Genomic DNA, 15,257 nt, shown 5'->3' on the forward strand with positions numbered 1-15,257 from the left:
CAGCGGTTGCGATCCTGGATTCCGATTACGAGGCATGAATGTCCGCAGCTGACGACACGCAACTGCTTGAACGCCTGTTGGCCGGTGAGCAAAAGGCCTACAAGGAACTGGTCGGCACCTACCAGAGCGCCATGCGCGCCGTGGCCTACGCCATTGTCGGCCAGCGCCACGCCGACGAAGTGGTGCAGGATGCCTGGCTGTCGGTGGTGCGCAACCTGGCCGGTTTCCAGGGGCGCTCCAGCCTCAAGACCTGGCTGCTGACCATCACCGCCAACTCGGCGAAAAGCCGCTACAAACAGAATCGTCGGGAAGTCCTGCTGGATGACTTGCCGGCACCCCACGGCACCATCGGCGACGAGCGTTTTTCTTCCTCTGACGGGCACTGGCTGGTGGCGCCGTTCGCCTGGCACGCCGACACCCCGGAAGCCCTGCTTACCGAGGCCGAACTGCGCGAATGCCTGGAGCACACTTTGCTGAGCCTGTCGGAACTGCAAGGCAGCGTGTTGACCCTGCGCGAGCGCCAGGGCCTGGAGCTGGAGGAGATCTGTAATCTTCTGGACATTTCCCTCTCCAATGTCCGGGTGTTGCTGCACCGGGCGCGGCTGAAGATTTTTGCCACGGTGGAGCACTTCGAGGAGACCGGCCAATGCTGACCTGCAAGGAACAAGTGGCACGTTCCAGCGACTATCTTGATGGTCAGCTGAGCTTTCGCCAGCGCCTGATCCAGCGCCATCACCTGTTGTTCTGCCCCAATTGCCGGCGTTTCCTGCGGCAGATGCGCCTGATGCAGGCCACCTTGCGCAAGATGCCGCAAGCGCCCATCGCCGATATCGATGCGCTGGCCGAACGCCTGGCCGCCGAGCGCAAGCGCAACGCCTGATTTCACCCGACAATCCTCCCGTAGTCGCTGAAGCTTCAAGGTCCTCAAGAGCGCGACCGCTTCGCGCTCGATCGCAGGCTTCGCCAGCGGCTACACCAACGCCTGCAAGGTGTACGAGTTCCTGTAGCCGCTGCCGCAGGCTGCGATAAGGCCGAAGGCCTTCAGCAATCTTGAAGTCACTGCGGCCGTTCGGCCGATCGCGGGCTTCGCCAGCGGCTACACCAACGCCTGCAAGGTGTACGAGTTCCTGTAGCCGCTGCCGCAGGCTGCGATAAGGCCGAAGGCCTTCAGCGATCTTGAAGTCGCTGCGGCCGTTCGGTCGATCGCAGGCTTCGCTAGCGGCTACAGGGTTTCGTTTTCCCCCAAATACCCCGCCGACCGCTCTAGTACAGGCTTTTTGCCTTATTTCGTTTGGAAGTAAAAAAGTTCCGCTGTCATCAAATCTTTATCTATCGGCAACTCCCCTGAAATACCCCGCCGCCAAGATTCCCACCCAACACAAGCGGGCCTGACTCGCGTGTTTTTTCCAGCGCTACAGACCACCAATTAGGGGAAATCTTCGATGATCCGTAAGCACTTCGCCGGTTTTGCCGCCAGCGCCCTGGCCCTGGCAGTTACCGCCCAGGCTTTCGCTGGCACCGTCACCACCGATGGCGCCGATATCGTAGTCAAGACCAAGGGCGGCCTTGAGGTCGCCACCACGGACAAAGAGTTCAGCTTCAAGCTCGGTGGCCGCCTGCAAGCCGACTACAGCCGCTTCGACGGTGTCTACACCAAGAACGGCGACAGCGCCGACGCCGCTTACTTCCGTCGCGCCTTCCTCGAACTGTCCGGTGTGCTGTACACCGACTGGGCCTACACCATCAACTACGACTTCTCCCACAACACCGGCGACTCCGATAACGGCTACTTCGACGAAGCCTCGCTGGCTTACAACGGCTTCAAGCCGGTGTCGATCAAGGTCGGTCGCTTCGACCCGGACTTCGGCCTGGAAAAAGCCACCAGCTCCAAGTGGGTCACCGCGCCGGAACGTAACATCGCCTACGACATGATCGACTGGGCCAACACCCACCAGAACGGTATGGGCCTGCAGGCTTCCAGCACCTTCGCCGATTCCTTCTATGCCTCGGCTGGCGTGTTCAGCAAGGACACCGACGACACCGACGGCGACAGCATCAAGCAGGTCAACGGTCGCTTCGTCTTCGCCCCGATGCACGATGCCGGCAACGTCCTGCACTTCGGTGTGAACGTGGCTTCGCGTGATGTCTCCGACACCGCGTTCGACTCCCGTTATCGCACCCGCATGGGCATGCGTGGCGTCGAGACCCTGGGCGGCAACGATGCCGGCACCAACGGCAACCGTCCGGTGCTGGGCGGCAGCTCCACTTCGCCGGCCGGCTCCTACGACCGTGACACCGCTTTTGGCCTGGAAGCCGCGTTCGCCATGGGCCCGGCCTCGATCCAGGGTGAATACATCACCCGCAAGACCAAGGCTGATTCCAACGCCTACGAAGACATCAAGGGCCACGGCTTCTACGTGCAGGGCGCTTACACCCTGACCGGCGAATCCCGCGGCTACAAGGTGGGCAAGTTCGACGCCATCAAGCCGGCCAACAAGGCCTTCGGCGCCTGGGAACTGTTCTATCGCTACGACAGCATGACCGTCGAAGACGACAACATCACCACCGCCAGCCTGACCCGCGACGTCGGCGATGCCGAAGTCAAGGTGCACAACCTGGGTGTGAACTGGTACGCCAACGAAGCGGTGAAAATCTCCGCCACCTACGTCAAGGCCAAGACCGACAAGGTCACCAACGCCACGGCCGCCAGCGGTGGTACTCCAGCCGCGCGTACCGGTGACGACGACGGCGACGGCTTCATCGTTCGCGCGCAGTACGTGTTCTGATGTCGATGCACTCGCGCTAAAGAGCTCTTTCTCATCCGTTAAAGCTCCTTTCGTTTCAGCCCCGCTTCGGCGGGGCTTTTTTTCTTTGCCTGTCCTCTCAGGCCGTTCTGGAGTGAATGTCGGTTACTGAAATTTAAGCGAACGCAGGCAGGAAGCTGAGAAGTAAGCAGGAAAATCAGGCCATGCCACGTAAGAGCAAATACGGAGGTCACGTCTACAACCACAACAGCCACGGAGCAATAGTTCAGAATCGTCCTACAGCCCTGACTGGGGAACCTTGATAGCCTCGCAAGGCCCTACAAAGGGCCATAGTTCTCCATGGATCAGCAACGCAAGGATGATGAATGCTCTCTTCTGCTCGACTGGGTGACAAACACGTCTGCCCACTTCCCGGTCATGGCACCACCCCGATTGCCTCCGCTTCTGGTGACATAAACATCAACTTCATGGGCGCCGCCCGAGTTGGTGACACCTGCGGTTGTGGTGCGGTTATCACCACGGGATTTCCCTCGATCATCTTGAACGGGCGCCCAATGGCTCATCTGGGCAGCCCTACCAGTCACGGTGGAACAATCATCTCGGGCAGCCCCGATACCTTCGGCGGCTTCCAGTTCGGTGGCGCAGCAATCCAGGCTATCGTTGACTTCGCCAAGCTAGGTGCCGTGCGCGCGGACGGCTCAGTGAATGATCAGCTGATGTCTGAGCTGCTGGCCGACCCACAACTGGAGCAGCGCGCCTTGCTCTCGGGTGCTCTGGTGCAACCTGGCAATTCGTTCTTAACAGCCCTCAAGGAGTCGTTGACTCCCGAGCTAATCGCAGTCGCCGGCAGCCAGCACGACAAAAGCTCGGGCAACCAAATGATGTTCATCGGTCAGGCCGTGCGCGAGCTGGCCGAATTCAAACGCAGCAAGCCAGCGTTGACTCGGACACTGGTAGTGTTCACCCCGTCATACAGCGAAGCAATGCTCAGTGCTGCACGCGGATCCGCCGATGCCTATGGTGCTGGCTTTATTGCCGTGGCCAACGTCCAAGAGCTGATCGACTATCTGAACCAAGGTAAAGACCGCAAGCTTTCCCCCATCGAACACCTATCACTGTTCAGCCACGGCGTGCCGCATCGGGTCGCCTTCGGCTATCAGCTTGCCGAGGATTTCCAAATGTCCCTGGACGTGCTGAGCTACGACAAGATTTCACCTTCCGCGTTTGCCAGTTCAGCGCAGATCGATAGCTACGCCTGTAGGACCGGCATGGGCAATCGGTCGGACTTCCCCGCCGAAGATGGCATCCAGTTCTTCCCGCAGACTAATGAGAGTCTGGCGCAGCTGCTGGCCAATCATTTGCAGATCAAGGTGCACGCCTTTGTTCGACGCTCGAACTACAAGAACACCTGGGGTGAATCGCCCCGGATTTTCTAGACACCTTGCAAGCTCATTACGTAACGCTTTTCAAACTCTATCGGTGACAGCTGATTGTTGAAACCATGGCGGCGTCTTGCGTTATAGAACATCTCGATGTAATCGAACACATCACTACGAGCATCTTCGCGCGTGGTATAGATTTTCCGCTTGATCCGTTCCCGCTTTAGAAGCTGGAAAAAGTTCTCGGCCACGGCATTGTCATGACAGTTACCTCGGCGACTCATGCTGGCAACTAAGTTGTTCGCTTTCAAAAAACTGCGCCAATCGGAGCTGCTATACTGGCTGCCTTGGTCGGAGTGAACCATCACCTCTTGTTTCGGCTTACGCCTCCAAACCGCCATCAATAACGCATCAATGGCCAAATCACTGGTCATTTGCGACTTCATTGACCAGCCAACAACCTGACGAGAAAACAGATCCAGCACCACAGCCAAATACAGCCAGCCTTCATACGTACGAATGTAGGTGATGTCAGTGACCCAAACCTTGTTGGGTTCCACGACATCGAACTGGCGCTTCAGCAAATTGGGTGAGACGGTCGCTGGCTTACCGCCGTACTTCCCAGGGCGGCGTCGATACCCTGTCTGAGAGCGCAGACCTTCAAGACGCATCAGCCTCGCCACACGATGCCGACCACACTCCTCACCGACCTCGCGCAGATCGTCATGGATTTTGCGATAGCCATAAACGCCGCCGCTCTCCCGCCATGAATGCTTGATCAAACCTATCAGCCGCTGGTCGTCTTTGGCGCGTGCAGATTGCGGCTCAGACAGCCAGGCGTAATAACCGCTGGGATGGATTTTCAGCGTCAGGCAAAGCCGTCGAATCGAATAGTCGCCCGCGCGCTGTTTGATAAAGGCGTACTTCAGCCGCACTCCTTGGCAAAGTACGCGGCGGCCTTTTTTAATATGTCTCGCTCTTCAGTCACCCGCTTGAGTTCCGCTCGCAGACGACGCAGCTCAGCGTGCTGATCATCATCCTGCTGCCGTTCTTCTTGAGGTTTGCTGTAGCGCTTTATCCAGGCATAGAGGCTATGCGTCGACACACCGAGACGGGCCGCTACATCAGCGACAGGCAGCTTCTTTTCGGTCACTTGATTGACCGCTTGGATTTTGAATTCTTCGGGGTAACGCGGGTTGCTCATGGCACCTCCTAATTGGCCTCAGTTTAAGGCAAAGAGGTGTCTACGAAACCCGGGGCGATTCAGGGTTCGTTCGAGGAGCGGCAGTTGGGTAAGTTGTGTGACATCAGTGAGAACGCGGCACCAGGGAAGGAGTGGTGCGAGAAATGGAATAAGCTAAAAGACGAGCGTCAGGATAATTTTGAAGAATTGAACTTCACATACCAGACCATGGGAGCTATTAACCCTGTGATTTCAGGCGACACACCCATTGGCGTACCAGGAGGCCATTTTGAGTTTCTACCGAAGTAAGCCCTGCTGGATCGTAACAGCCATTTTCTCACCGCTACTACTCGCCGCGAGTTACTACGGGTTCAAGTTGATGACGAGCATATACAAGACGGATTTTGGCAACGGTGTGGTGATCTATGCCGACGATTATGTAAAGACCGGCCACTGGGTGTTTGACTGTGAATATTCGCGCCTGATCAGTCGTGAACCACTATCAGCACCAATAGCAGAGCTTGAAGGAGTCGGGAAGCTGACAATCAGTGACATGTACTTCCTGAAAGATACTGACAGAGAGCAGGCAAAGGTGGCGATTAGAGCGATAACTGGAATCGACGGCTGGTACAAAAAAATGCGCTATCTCTACTCTGGCCTAGATGAGTACAGCGATCTCAATTCGCACGTTTTTGATTTGCTAGCTAAACATGATGGTAGGCAGTGGGCATTGAAAGTTCGGCAGAGACTTAACAGCCAGGGCAAATCGAATTTCAGGATTACAGCAGAGCCCTACGATCCCGACACTTACGTGGATTATGCCAAAGCACTCCAGGCCGCCGCCAAGAGCTGTCCTGCTCCGCAGTAAAGGCATCAGTCGGGGGATCGGCTGAATCTTCTGATCGTCTAGGAAAATCGATATGAAGCAAGTTTTGCTTGGCTTTACGTTGGTGATCGCACTGATGGGCTGCTCTGACTCTACTGAAACCTCCAGCGGTGCAAGCAAATACGTTGGTGCGTGGAGCAATGAGCGCAGCGGCGGCGGATTGAAGCTGGTCATCGATCAAGACGGCAGCCACTTTACCGTTAAGGAGCTTTTTGCAAAAAACAATGTCGTGCTCGGGGTAAGCGTTGGTGAGGTTGTAGACGGCTACCTGAACGCGAAGACAGGAATCGGCCCTAAGATTTTTTATTCCACGAAGGATGATGCTCTGATAATCGAGCCATCACCCACCTTGTTCTATCGATTGGCCCAGTAACGGAAAAGCGTATGGAAGACGCCGATGAGATCTACCAGATCCTTCGAGATACCAAGGTTTTGGCACGCCGTTATTACCAGCTTACTCGCAAACCGCTAGGTGTGACTGGGGAAATCGCAGAGTACGAGGCCGCTCGGCACCTCAACGTCGAGTTGGAGTTGGCTAGGCAAGCCGGGTATGACGCGACGGAAATGAGAGATGGGTTAACTATCAGAATTCAAATCAAGGGACGGTATTTCACCCGCCCGCGAATGCGAAGCGGCCGGGTGGGATCGATCGATTTAAGGCAACCCTTCGATACTGTTCTACTGGTCCTTCTCGATGCGGATTACAACGCTTTCCAGATTTTTGAAGCGGATCGGTCTGCAGTGGAGGCGTTACTGACAAGGCCTGGGTCAAAAGCTCGAAACGAGCGTGGTTCAGTTGGCATCAGTCAGTTCAAAGCGATCAGCAGACTGCGCTGGGCACGGCCTGAATCATAGAAAAAGACGATGCTTACCACCTGCGTCGTGCGCGACAACAACGCTAAACCGGCTCACTGACCCAGGAAAATACGATCCACCACCAGCCTCGCTCATGCGGGGGCAGGTCAGTAGAAGGACGCCTATTTTCGCGTCCGCGAAAACAAGGGAATGACGACATGGCCATCGCAACCAAAATGCAGCGTTATATGAAATCACCCGCCTTGCTCACGGCCATGGTCTTATTGATGACCACTAACATTGCTGTTGCAGATCCGAATCTCTGGGTGTCTGCCGACCGAGTGGAACGCCATACCTGCCCGTCCGTTAAATGTGGGGTTGCCGCGAAGGAGTCGAGGTTTTGGAGACTAAAGGCGCTTGGGTCCGCGTAACCAAGCCCTACTCAGCCTCTTGCTCGGACGGCATCAGTGAATACGTGAAGAGCGGTAACTCCGCGTGCGTCGCCAGCAACGGCATTAATAACGGGATGTTCTCAGAGTGGGTGCCTACAAAGTCGCTTACAAAAGACAGGCCTGCAGACCCAGGTGAGGGGGCGACCGGTGACGACGTGCTAGTCAAAAGCTCGGACGATTACTGTCTCTACCGCGCCCAGTTCACCAAAGCAGCCCGTGAGCTTATAGACAACGGCACCTGCACCGTCGGTGACTTCGAAGAAATCGGCGGGTGGATGGCATCTCCTGCCAAAGGTCAAGGCATGTACTTCATGTACTGCGGTGGCACGACCACAGCCAATCGACTGTACCTCAACGTGCGCTCGGGTAAAGTGAGCCGTTAGCCGGCTCTAAACAGAGCAACCACCTGCGAGCCCAAGTGAATAGGAAATTCACCAGGAATACCGTTTCTCGCAAGTGAGAAACCTCCCAAACCCTAATGCTCCGCGTGTAGGGTGACGCCGCGTTACCCATAACGCCTTAATAGGGGGGCACCTTGACGAGGAGCCCCCTTCTTTTGCCTGGGCTGAGGCCGGCAGCTAACGCCAGACCGGCAGCAAGTCGAAGCTGAACAACAGGTGGGCCAGGGCATTGGCCAGGCCGAACAGCAGCACCAGGACGATCATTGGCGTGCCGCCCCAGACCCGGTACAGCGGGCTGGCGAAGCGTTTGCGCGAGGCGTGGGCGAGCAGGGCCGGGGTGATCACCGCCCAGACGGTCGCCGCCAGGCCGGCAAAACCGATGGCAAGGATGAAGCCTTCCGGCCAGATCAGCGCGCAGCCGATCGGCGGGGCGAAGGTGACCAGCGCGCTTTTCAGGCGGCCCCGGGGGCTGTCGTCGAAGCCCAGGGAGTCGGCGATGTAGTCGAACAACCCCAGGGTGACGCCGAGGAACGAACAGGCCACGGCAAAGTTGGAGAACAGGGTCAGCAGCAGGTCGACCCGGGCGCTGTCGAGCATGCTGCCCAGGGCGCTGATCAGCACATCGATGGTGCCGCCCTGGCGGGCGATGTCCTTGAACTGATCGCGGGGCAGGGTGCCCATGGTGCAGAGCATCCATACCGTGTACAGCACCAGGGCGATCAGGGTGCCGATCAGCAGGCAGTTGCGGATGCGCTGCGGGTCCTTGCCGTAGTGCTTCATCAGGCTCGGCACGTTGCCGTGAAAGCCGAAGGAGGTCAGGCAGAACGGCAGGGTCATGAACAGATAGGGCAGGTAGTCCGGTTGCGGGTTGCCGCGATCGAGCAAAACCTGCGGCTGCACATGGCCGAGCAGGCCGCCGAAGGTCAGGAAGAAGGCGAGGATCTTGGCACCGAACACCAGGGTGGTGATGCGGCTGACCGCCGCAGTGCTGAGCCAGACCACCAGGGCCACCGCCAGGGCGAACAGCAGACCGCCGTTGCGCGAGGAAATCTCCAGGCCCAGGGTGTGGGCGGTGTGGCGGATCACCGAGCCGCTGGCCGAGATGTAGGCATAGGTCAGGATGTACAGGACGAACACCAGGGTGGCGCCGTTGAACAGGCTCCAGCGCCGGCCGATCAGGTCGCGGGTGATGGTCGAGAAACTCGCCCCCGGCCGGTAGTTGAGGTTGGCTTCGAGGATCATCAGCCCCGAGTGCAGGGTGCAGAACCACGACAGCGCCAGCACCGCGAGGGAACCTTGGAACCACAGGCCCGACATCATCACCGGCAGCGAGAACATGCCCGCTCCGACAATGGTGCCGCCGATGATCATGGCGCCGCCGATGACCGAGGGCCGGCGTTCGGCGACCGTGCAGTGGGAGGTTGAAGGGGATGAAGCGATGGACGTACCGCGCATGGCAAGGCCTGCAATGAAATTGTTATTGGAGGTAGCGAGGGGGCGCCTCGGGTGTGCGGAAACCGGCAGGCCGGCTCCCGCGCACCCGGGCGACGATTCAGCGCAGAGCCAGCAGGCGGCTCAGTTGCTGCGCCATCTGTAGCAGCCGGTGGTCCTGCCCGGGCAAGGCATCGAACGACAGCCCGACCGGCAGGCTGTCTGGCTCGGCCACCGGCACGCTGACACTCGGCGCTGCCAGGTTGCTGGCCGGGTCGGTGTTGCGCACGAAACGCTCGAAATGCTCCTGGGCGCCGCTGTCGCTCAGCAGCGGCGCGGTGCAGCTGACGGTCGGGTAGGCGATCAGGTCCAGCCGGTGCTGCTGGAACAGCCCGGCGTATTCCCGATCCAGGCGGATCTTGCTCATCAAGGCCTGCACGTAGTCCTCGTAGGAAATGGCCGGGCTCTCCAACTGCGCCATCAGGGTCTTCTTGATCTGCGGGTCGCGGATCTGCGCCAGGATCTCGAGGAACCGCTCGCCACAGCCGGCCTTCAGCAGGAAGCGCGGGAAGTCGATGAAGAACTCGAAGATCGGCAGCGGGAACTGGATGCTTTCGTTGATCTCGCCGATCAGGCGGTCGTCCACCAGCACCATTTCCACGCCCTGATCGGCCAGGCTATCGATCGCCGCGTGGCAATCGCTGTGCACCTTGGTCTCCAGCTCGGACCAGAAGAACCGCTGGGGAATGCCGATGCGCAGGCGCTTGGGCTCGGTCGGCGCGGTGAAGGAAGTGCCGGTCAGATGCCGATGGACGAACAGCGCGTCTTCCAGGCTGCGGGTCAGCAGGCCCGGTGAGTCCTTGGTCTGGGACACCGGGACGATGCCGTCGCCAGGGTAGGCCCCGGTGCTTGGCCGGAAGCCCACCACGCCGCAGAAGGCCGCGGGAATCCGCACCGAGCCGCCGGTGTCGGTGCCCACCGCGCACGGCACCAGGCCGGCGGCCACGGCCGCGGCACAGCCGCCGCTGCTGCCGCCGGCGCTGTGTTGCAGGTGGCGCGGATTGACCACCGCGCCGTAGCTCAGGTTGGCCGAGGTCACGCCGAACGACAGCTCGTGCATGTTGTTCTTGCCGGCGACCCGCGCGCCCAGCGCCTTGAAGCGCTGGACGATGCCGGCGTCCGCGGCCGGCTGGTAGTCGGCAAGGCCAGGGGTGCCGGCGGTGGTCGCCAGGCCACTGACATTGATGTTGTCCTTGAACGAAACCGGGATGCCGTAGAGCGGCGCCTGGCGCTGCTCTGGCGTGCCGGTGTCGCCGCTGAACGCCTGCGCGGCGAAGCTGATGAAGCTGTTCAGGTGCCCGGCGTCGGCGTATTGCTCGAGCAGCGCGCGGTGCCAGGAATCCAGGCAGAGGCTGCCCTGGCGAAACCCGTCAACGAGCGCTTCGATCGAAAGCTGGCTGTACATGAAAAAGTCTCAACGAAAGTCGGTAGGGGCCTGGGCTCAGCAATAGCGGAAGTGCGATTGCAGATCGAACAGCGGGTTGCCTTCGAGCAGTTCGCCGCCGAGGCTGGCGATCACCGCGCAGGCACCGTTCAGGGCGGTCTGTACCGCGCCTTCGGCCCAGCCGCCGGTAAACGAGCTGCCGCAGCCGGCCAGGTACAGGCCGGTGTCCTGCTGCGGATCGAGGGCGGTCTTGAACTGATAGAACAGGCGCTGGGAGTACAGGTCGTCGCCGGGGAAGTTCAGCTTGAAGGCGCCCAGGGCCTGCTTGTCGGTGAGCCAGTCGTATTCCAGTACGTAACGCTGGTAGTCGCCGTCCAGCGGCACCAGGTGGCTAGCGAACTGCGGCGAGCTCATCGCCAGTTCGTCCACCAGGCGCTTGCAGCGCTGGACCTTGTCGGTCATCGAAACCATTTTGTGCGAGTCGTCTTCCCAGGTGTAACTGATCAGTACCACGCCCCAGGAGTCCGGGTCCTGCGGGGCGTAGTCCAGGCAGTAGACGCCCTTGACCAGGGTGTCGGTCTGGATGTTCTGCGCCAGGCCATGTTTGAGCCAGAACTTGTCGCGGGTCAGGATGAACAGCTTGGACGAGCCGACCATGTGGGTTTCGTTGATCGCCCGGGCCACGTCGCGATTGACGAACTGCTCGGCCTGGGTGAGGCGCATGTTCACTTGCAGGGCGCGGGTGGTGGCGGTGGTGATCACCCGGTCGCAGCCATAGGTTTCACCGTTGCAGCCTTGCAGCAGGATCTGCCCGTCGGCGCCCTTGCTGATGGATTCGATGCGCGTGCGGCAGATCCGGTCGCGCAGGGCGATGCCGTGGAATTCCTCGTCGGCGATTCGCTCCCAGAGGGTGGAAATGCCGTTGGGCACCAGCCGCTGGTTGACTTCGAAGGCGTTGATCACCAGCCGCAGGATCTCGGTGAACGAGGCCCGGTACACCGACTGGAACCCACCCGAGCCGATGCCCAGGGAACCGAACAGGTGGAAGTCTTCCGGCTTGCGCCAGCGCTTGCCGCCCGGCGGGTTGTTCGAGGTGAAGATCTGCACCATGGCCGAGTAGAAAGAGTGGTCGCCAAAGCAGTCCAGGTAGCGTTGCCACTCCGGCTGCACCTCGGCGTACTGCTGCTTTTCCAGAAGATCGGTGAGCAGCAGCGGCGGTGCCAGGAAGGTGCCGTCGTCCAGGCGCACGCCTTCTTTGAGGAAGGCGTTCCACCCCTGGTGCACGGTGTTGAAGATCGGCGGTGGATTTTCCCCGGCCGGCCAGTGGTGGGTTTCGCCACGGTAGTGGATTTCGGTGTCGACCACCCCAGGGTCGGGAAAGGCCTCGGTGGTGCCGATGCCGAAACGGTCCAGGTAATGGAACAGGCCGACTTCGCTCGGCGGGAAACGCATGGCGCCCATCTCGGCGATGAACTGCGGTTGTGTTTCGTCGAAGCACTGGGTCAGGAAACGCCCGCCAAGGTGGTCTTTCGAGGCTTCGAACAGGGTGATGCGGGTGGCGCCGGCGCGCAGCAGTTCATAGGCCGCGATCAGGCCGCTGAGGCCGGCGCCGACGATACCGACGTGCTTGTCGGCGATCGCCGGCGGCAGGTGACCGATGGCCTGGGTGGCACGGCGCAGGAATTGCCCATAGTCGTACAACAGGTCGATGTTGGGGAACGAGCGGGTGCCTTGGGTTTCTTCGAAACCGGAGTGGGAGGAGTTCACAGGTAAGGGTCTCGGAAATCAGATGATGAGCTGCAGGCTTTCAAACGCGCGGGAAGGGTTGAGCAGGAGGACTTTCTTGCGCTGGATTTTCCACTGGTCGGCGAGGCACAGCAGTTGGTGTTCCACGGTCACCGGGTAATGCCATTCGCTGTCGCCCCGGGCTTCGCAATACAGCATGGGGGTCCGGCAATGGGCACTCAGGCCATCCGCATCGAGGCTGATCGTTGGCCGCTGGGCAATGTGCAGGCCGCGGCTCTTGGGCTGCTGCGAGAAGTTGCGGGCACTGGCCAGGCGGTTGATGCGCAGGGTGGTGAGGAAGCGGTCCTCATACAGCAGCGAGGATTCGCGCAACGGGCAGGGTTGGTCGTGGCGCAGGGGAATCCAGTAGTGGAAGTCGTCGCACAGCAGTTGTTGCCAGGCGTCGAAATCCTGTTGGTCGAGAAGCGCGATCTCTTGGTAGATCAGCTGTTCGAGAGGCGAGTTATCCATGGGCGGTCGATCCGTCTGGGGCCTGCATCAGTTGCTGCCAGGTGTTGTAGAAGTTGCGCATGGCCCGTTCGCTGGTGCCGGACACCACCTGGGTCTGTTCAAAGGCTTCGCCCGGTTCGAACAGGCGGGCGACATTCACCCAGTCGTTGGCCTGGCTGCGCAGCCCGTCCATGGCCCGCTCGTACATCTCCACGTCGTCGTGGGCGACCATCGAGCATGGCGAGTTGATCAGGTTGTTGTACTGCACGGTTCTTTCCAGCAGTTGCACCGGCGCGCCTACCAGTTCGAAGATCCACGACTCGACCACGGTTTCGCTGGCCGAGATCGGGCGGATCACCCGCAGGGTCTGGATCGGTCCCTTGACCATCAGGTTGGGGAAATACACGGTGTTGTGCCGGGTGTCGTCGAGGATCGCCGCGGCCTGGGTTTCGCCGTAGCTCTCGACCATCAGCTCCCAGTAGCCGGGAATGCTCGAATAGGCTTTGTGGATCGAGTTGCTGACGCCGGTGTGGCCGTGGCCGTTGGGCCAGGTGCGGATGCCCATGGCGCTGAAGAACTCGTAGGACGCCATGAACGGCGAGAACAGCTCGACAGCCATCGGCGGCTGGCCGTCGTGCCCGGTTTCCTTCCACAGGCGAATGGCTTCGCCGGCCGAGGATTCGTGGGCGACCATCGGGTGGCAGGTGTCGGTCTGGTTGTCGACCACCATCTTCCAGTTGCAGCGATGGCGGTGCAGCAGGGGCTGGCCGATGGCGCGCAACTGTCCCTGGGGCGAGCGCATGACCATGTTGTCCAGGGTCGACAGCGAGTCGCCGAAGAACTCGCTGAAGCCGACGCCTTGCTCCTTGAGGCGCACGAACACGAAGCCCCGGTAGTTCTCCACCGCGGCCACCGGCTGCATGCCCTTGTGGGCGGCGCAGCTGCTGAGGTCGCAGTCGTCGTATTCTTTTTTCACCGGGATGCTCAGCAACTGGCCGTCGGTCTTGAAGGTCCAGGCGTGGTACGGGCAGCGGATGAACCGGCCGACATTGCCTTGCGGCTCGGCCAGCACTTTCACGCCCTTGTGCGGGCAGCGGTTGTGCAGCACGACGATCTCGCCGTTTTTCTGCCGGACCATGGCCAGCGGTTGTCCGGCGATGTCACCGGTGAAGAAGTCGCCGGTTTCCGGGACCAGGCTTTCATGGCCCAGGTAGCACCAGCTGGCGGCGAATACCTGTTGTTGTTCTCGCTCGAAGAGCGACGGATCAAGGAACAGCGTGCGATGCACTTCCTTGCCGTTGAAGTAGTTGTCCAACGAGGTTCTCTCTTTAGATGACCAGTTTCAGGCTTGGGCTTTTGGCCCGGGATACGCAGGGGTAGATCTTGTTGCTGCAGGCGGCCTGCTGCGGACTCATGATGAAATCGCGGTGATCGACTTCACCTTCCAGCACGTCCAGCTCGCACACCCCGCATTCGCCACGACGGCAGTCGTAGAGCGGCTCCAGGCCGGCCTCTTCGAGGGCGTCGAGCAGGGACTGGCCGGGCTGCACCCGCAGGTCGACGCCGGAGTCCGCGGCGTGCACGGCGAAGCCGGGATCATCCTCGGCCAGGCAGGTGTTGAAGACTTCGAAGTGGATGCGCTCGCGGGGAAAGCCCAGGCTCTGGGCATGGCTGAACACGTCGTTGAGCATGGCTTGCGGGCCACAGACGTACAGGCGGTCCCGGGGTTGCAACTGGCCTAGCACCGCGGCCACCGACGGGCGCCCTTCGGCCGAGTCGGAGCAGTGCAGGCTCAGGCTGTCCTGCAGCAGCTCGCGCATCTGCGCGGCATAGGCGGCGTCGCCCGCGCTCTTGGCGAAATAGTGCAGCCGCGCCGGGCGCTGCCGGGCTCGCAGATGGCTGAGGATGCCGGTCAACGGGGTGATGCCGATGCCGCCGGCGAGGGCGATGTCGGCGCCGTCGCTGTCGTCCAGCTGGTAGTCGAAGGCATTGAACGGGCCGTCGAGCCGTACCTGATCGCCAACGCTCAGTTGGCGGATATAAGCGCTGCTGGGCGAGTCGGGGTTCAGGCGGATGGCGAACACCAGGCTGCCCGGGGGCAGCTCATGTTCGGCCAGTTCGACCCGGGAGTAGTGACGCCATTGCTCGAGCGTGGGAATCCACCATTTGAAGTGGGCCCCGGCGGTTGTCTCGCAGGGGGCCGGCACAAGAGGCGCCAGAGTGATTTCCTTGATGCTTGGCGAGAGCATCAGGCACTGGGTGATCTGGTAATTCATGGGGTGACTC

Annotated in this window: 15 protein-coding genes; 8 read left to right on the plus strand and 7 right to left on the minus strand. The window is 60.4% G+C overall.

The features are described 5' to 3' along the window. The first annotated feature begins 38 nt into the window (after window positions 1-38). From PMI20_RS10765 to PMI20_RS10780, 4 genes are all read left to right on the plus strand, one after another. The gene (locus tag PMI20_RS10765) at window positions 39-653 is read left to right on the plus strand and encodes an RNA polymerase sigma factor (RefSeq protein WP_007926857.1); all 615 of its coding nucleotides are present in this window, start codon (window positions 39-41) and stop codon (window positions 651-653) included. Next, entirely contained in the window at window positions 647-880 is a 234-nt protein-coding gene (locus tag PMI20_RS10770; protein WP_007926855.1) for an anti-sigma factor family protein, read from the plus strand. Before PMI20_RS10765 ends, PMI20_RS10770 begins: the two co-directional genes overlap by 7 nt. Window positions 881-1,442: 562 nt before the next feature. Then, the gene (locus PMI20_RS10775) at window positions 1,443-2,786 is read left to right on the plus strand and encodes an OprO/OprP family phosphate-selective porin (RefSeq protein WP_007920588.1); all 1,344 of its coding nucleotides are present in this window, start codon (window positions 1,443-1,445) and stop codon (window positions 2,784-2,786) included. Between the two features lie 344 nt (window positions 2,787-3,130). After that, window positions 3,131-4,201, plus strand: a complete 1,071-nt coding sequence (locus PMI20_RS10780) for a PAAR domain-containing protein (protein ID WP_007920590.1) — start codon at window positions 3,131-3,133, stop codon at window positions 4,199-4,201. On the opposite strand, the gene PMI20_RS10785 is transcribed toward PMI20_RS10780, so the two are convergent. Continuing rightward, window positions 4,198-5,348 (minus strand): IS3 family transposase gene (locus PMI20_RS10785; protein ID WP_085985098.1). Its coding sequence is split into 2 segments (ribosomal slippage): window positions 4,198-5,111 and window positions 5,111-5,348, totalling 1,152 coding nucleotides; the frame shifts between segments, so codons are not numbered across the junction. The two genes, PMI20_RS10780 and PMI20_RS10785, sit on opposite strands and share 4 nt — an antisense overlap. 268 nt (window positions 5,349-5,616) lie before the next feature. On the opposite strand from PMI20_RS10785, the gene PMI20_RS10790 reads away from it, so the two are divergent. From PMI20_RS10790 to PMI20_RS10805, 4 genes are all read left to right on the plus strand, one after another. Further along, complete coding sequence (locus PMI20_RS10790) at window positions 5,617-6,195, plus strand: hypothetical protein (RefSeq protein ID WP_007920597.1); 579 nt, start codon at window positions 5,617-5,619, stop codon at window positions 6,193-6,195. A 52-nt stretch (window positions 6,196-6,247) separates the two neighbouring features. Then, window positions 6,248-6,586 (plus strand): hypothetical protein, encoded by a 339-nt coding sequence (locus PMI20_RS10795; protein WP_007920599.1) that lies wholly within the window; start codon window positions 6,248-6,250, stop codon window positions 6,584-6,586. A gap of 11 nt (window positions 6,587-6,597) precedes the next feature. After that, window positions 6,598-7,068, plus strand: coding sequence for a hypothetical protein (locus PMI20_RS10800; protein WP_037033584.1), 471 nt, complete (start codon window positions 6,598-6,600; stop codon window positions 7,066-7,068). 340 nt (window positions 7,069-7,408) lie between these two features. Beyond that, a complete protein-coding gene (locus tag PMI20_RS10805; RefSeq protein WP_007920600.1) occupies window positions 7,409-7,843 on the plus strand; it encodes a hypothetical protein in 435 nt (144 codons plus the stop codon). 195 nt (window positions 7,844-8,038) lie between these two features. On the opposite strand, the gene mtr is transcribed toward PMI20_RS10805, so the two are convergent. From mtr to PMI20_RS10835, 6 genes are all read right to left on the minus strand, one after another. Further along, complete coding sequence (mtr, locus tag PMI20_RS10810; RefSeq protein WP_007920602.1) at window positions 8,039-9,316, minus strand: tryptophan permease; 1,278 nt, start codon at window positions 9,314-9,316, stop codon at window positions 8,039-8,041. Window positions 9,317-9,413: 97 nt separating this feature from the next. Beyond that, entirely contained in the window at window positions 9,414-10,757 is a 1,344-nt protein-coding gene (locus PMI20_RS10815) for an amidase family protein (protein ID WP_007920604.1), read from the minus strand. 36 nt (window positions 10,758-10,793) lie between these two features. Further along, window positions 10,794-12,503, minus strand: coding sequence for an NAD(P)/FAD-dependent oxidoreductase (locus PMI20_RS10820; RefSeq protein WP_007920605.1), 1,710 nt, complete (start codon window positions 12,501-12,503; stop codon window positions 10,794-10,796). Window positions 12,504-12,521: 18 nt separating this feature from the next. After that, the gene (locus tag PMI20_RS10825; RefSeq protein WP_007920607.1) at window positions 12,522-12,992 is read right to left on the minus strand and encodes an aromatic-ring-hydroxylating dioxygenase subunit beta; all 471 of its coding nucleotides are present in this window, start codon (window positions 12,990-12,992) and stop codon (window positions 12,522-12,524) included. Further along, entirely contained in the window at window positions 12,985-14,286 is a 1,302-nt protein-coding gene (locus PMI20_RS10830; RefSeq protein WP_007920608.1) for an aromatic ring-hydroxylating dioxygenase subunit alpha, read from the minus strand. The genes PMI20_RS10825 and PMI20_RS10830 overlap by 8 nt, the downstream gene beginning before the upstream one ends. A 13-nt stretch (window positions 14,287-14,299) precedes the next feature. Beyond that, window positions 14,300-15,247, minus strand: a complete 948-nt coding sequence (locus tag PMI20_RS10835) for a PDR/VanB family oxidoreductase (RefSeq protein WP_007920614.1) — start codon at window positions 15,245-15,247, stop codon at window positions 14,300-14,302. Between the last annotated feature and the right edge of the window lie 10 nt (window positions 15,248-15,257).

The sequence above is a fragment of the Pseudomonas sp. GM17 genome (assembly GCF_000282175.2).
Taxonomy (GTDB): Bacteria; Pseudomonadota; Gammaproteobacteria; order Pseudomonadales; family Pseudomonadaceae; genus Aquipseudomonas; species Aquipseudomonas chlororaphis.